Origin of the sequence: Sphingobium sp., from assembly GCF_049304695.1 — a bacterium.
Taxonomy (GTDB): domain Bacteria; phylum Pseudomonadota; class Alphaproteobacteria; order Sphingomonadales; family Sphingomonadaceae; genus Sphingobium.
This window is the reverse complement of sequence record NZ_JBAQOK010000002.1, coordinates 1-1,668: the sequence shown is the minus strand read 5'-3', so window position 1 is coordinate 1,668 and position 1,668 is coordinate 1. Positions and strand designations below refer to the sequence as shown.

The 1,668-nt window shown below is 61.1% G+C and carries 1 protein-coding gene and 1 pseudogene; both read left to right on the top strand.

The genetic code is table 11. The features are described 5' to 3' along the window. Positions 1–990 (top strand): annotated as a pseudogene (locus WA070_RS00045) (IS21 family transposase); the annotation flags it as partial. Continuing rightward, on the top strand, positions 987–1,668 hold a 682-nt coding region (istB, locus tag WA070_RS00040; RefSeq protein ID WP_422632199.1), incomplete at its 3' end, for an IS21-like element helper ATPase IstB. The pseudogene WA070_RS00045 and the gene istB, both read left to right, overlap by 4 nt.

Below are 1,668 nucleotides of genomic sequence, written 5' to 3'. Positions count from 1 at the left end.
CGCCTCAACCAACTCCGTCCGCGTTGCCATGCTCACCTTCCTCATCGTCCGCTCCCGATCGTCTTCGGGAGCATTCTAGATGAGGCAACGTTATCCCCGCCGGGAGCAGTTCAGGTGAGGCAATGCGATGCCCGGCAAGATCTGACGCTGCGATATGACGCGCTGTGCGAACATTATGGCATGACGCCGACGCGCAACAACCGCGGCGTTGCCCATGAGAATGGCGGGATCGAGAGCCCGCACGGGCATTTGAAGGCAGCAATAAAGGACGCGCTGCTGATGCGTGGTTCGCGAGACTTCGATGATCTGGCGAGTTACCGGCACTTCATCGACGAAGTCGTCAGCCGCAAGAACCGGCGCAACGGCCCACGCATAGACGCCGAGCGTGCGATATTGCAGCCCCTGCCTGGCGCGCGCACCAGCGATTATGAGGAGACGATCGTCACGGTCACCTCGACCAGCAGCTTCACGCTTCGTAAGGTGTTCTATACCGTGCCCTCACGGCTGATCGGGCATCGGCTGCGCGTTCGGCTTTACGATGATCGCCTCGATCTGTTCATCGGCGGCACTCACCTCATGACATTGCCGCGGGGGCGGTCGTTCAATAACGGCTCCCACGGCCATGTGGTCGATTATCGGCACGTCATCCATAGCCTGCGGCGCAAACCCATGGCGCTCCTGAAGTTGGTCTATCGTGACCAGCTCTTCCCAAGGGAGCCTTATCGTCAGACCTTCGACCGGCTCATCGCCGCGTTGCCCGAACGGATCGCTTGTCGGCAGATGGTAGAACTGTTGGCAATGGCGCACGAAAGGGCCTGCGAAGCCGAACTCGCGGAACTGCTGGCAGCCGACGTCGCTGCTAACCGTCTCCCCGACATGGATGCCTTGCGAATACGCTTCGCTCCCGATCCGGCGGCACTTCCCGACGTGGTGGTGGAACTGGTCCCCCTTGTCACCTATGATGTTCTCCTGGCGGGAGAAGCCGCATGAGCCGGAACGCACCCGCTATCGACGCCCAGCGTCTGAGCCTCATCCTCAACGACCTGCGCCTGCCAGCAATCAAACTGATCTGGCCCGACTTTACCACGCGGGCAGACAAGGAAGGCTGGCCTGGGGCCCGCCTGCTTGCGGCGCTCGCTGAGCATGAGATCGCAGAACGGGACCGACGCCGGATCGAAAGGCATCTGGGCGAAGCCCGCCTGCCACCTGGCAAGACTCTCGACAGCTTCGCCTTCGATGCAGTGCCAATGATCTCCCGCGCCCGGGTGACGGCGCTGTGTTCTGGTGATGGCTGGCTCGAAAAAGGCGCCAACCTCATCTTCTTTGGTCCACCGGGTGGGGGTAAAACCCATCTGGCAGCCGCAATCGGCCTTGCGTTGATCGAAAATGGCTGGCGCGTCCTGTTTACCCGCACTTCCGACCTGGTCCAGAAACTTCAGGTTGCCCGCCGTGAACTGGCGCTCGAAGCCGCGATAGCCAAACTCGACAAATATCATCTGCTGATCCTCGATGACCTCGCATATGTGACCAAGGATCAGGCTGAAACGTCCGTCCTGTTCGAGTTGATCAGCGCACGGTACGAACGGCGTTCCACGCTCATCACCGCCAACCAGCCTTTTGGTGAATGGAACCGGGTCTTCCCCGATCCCGCCATGACGCTCGCCGCCG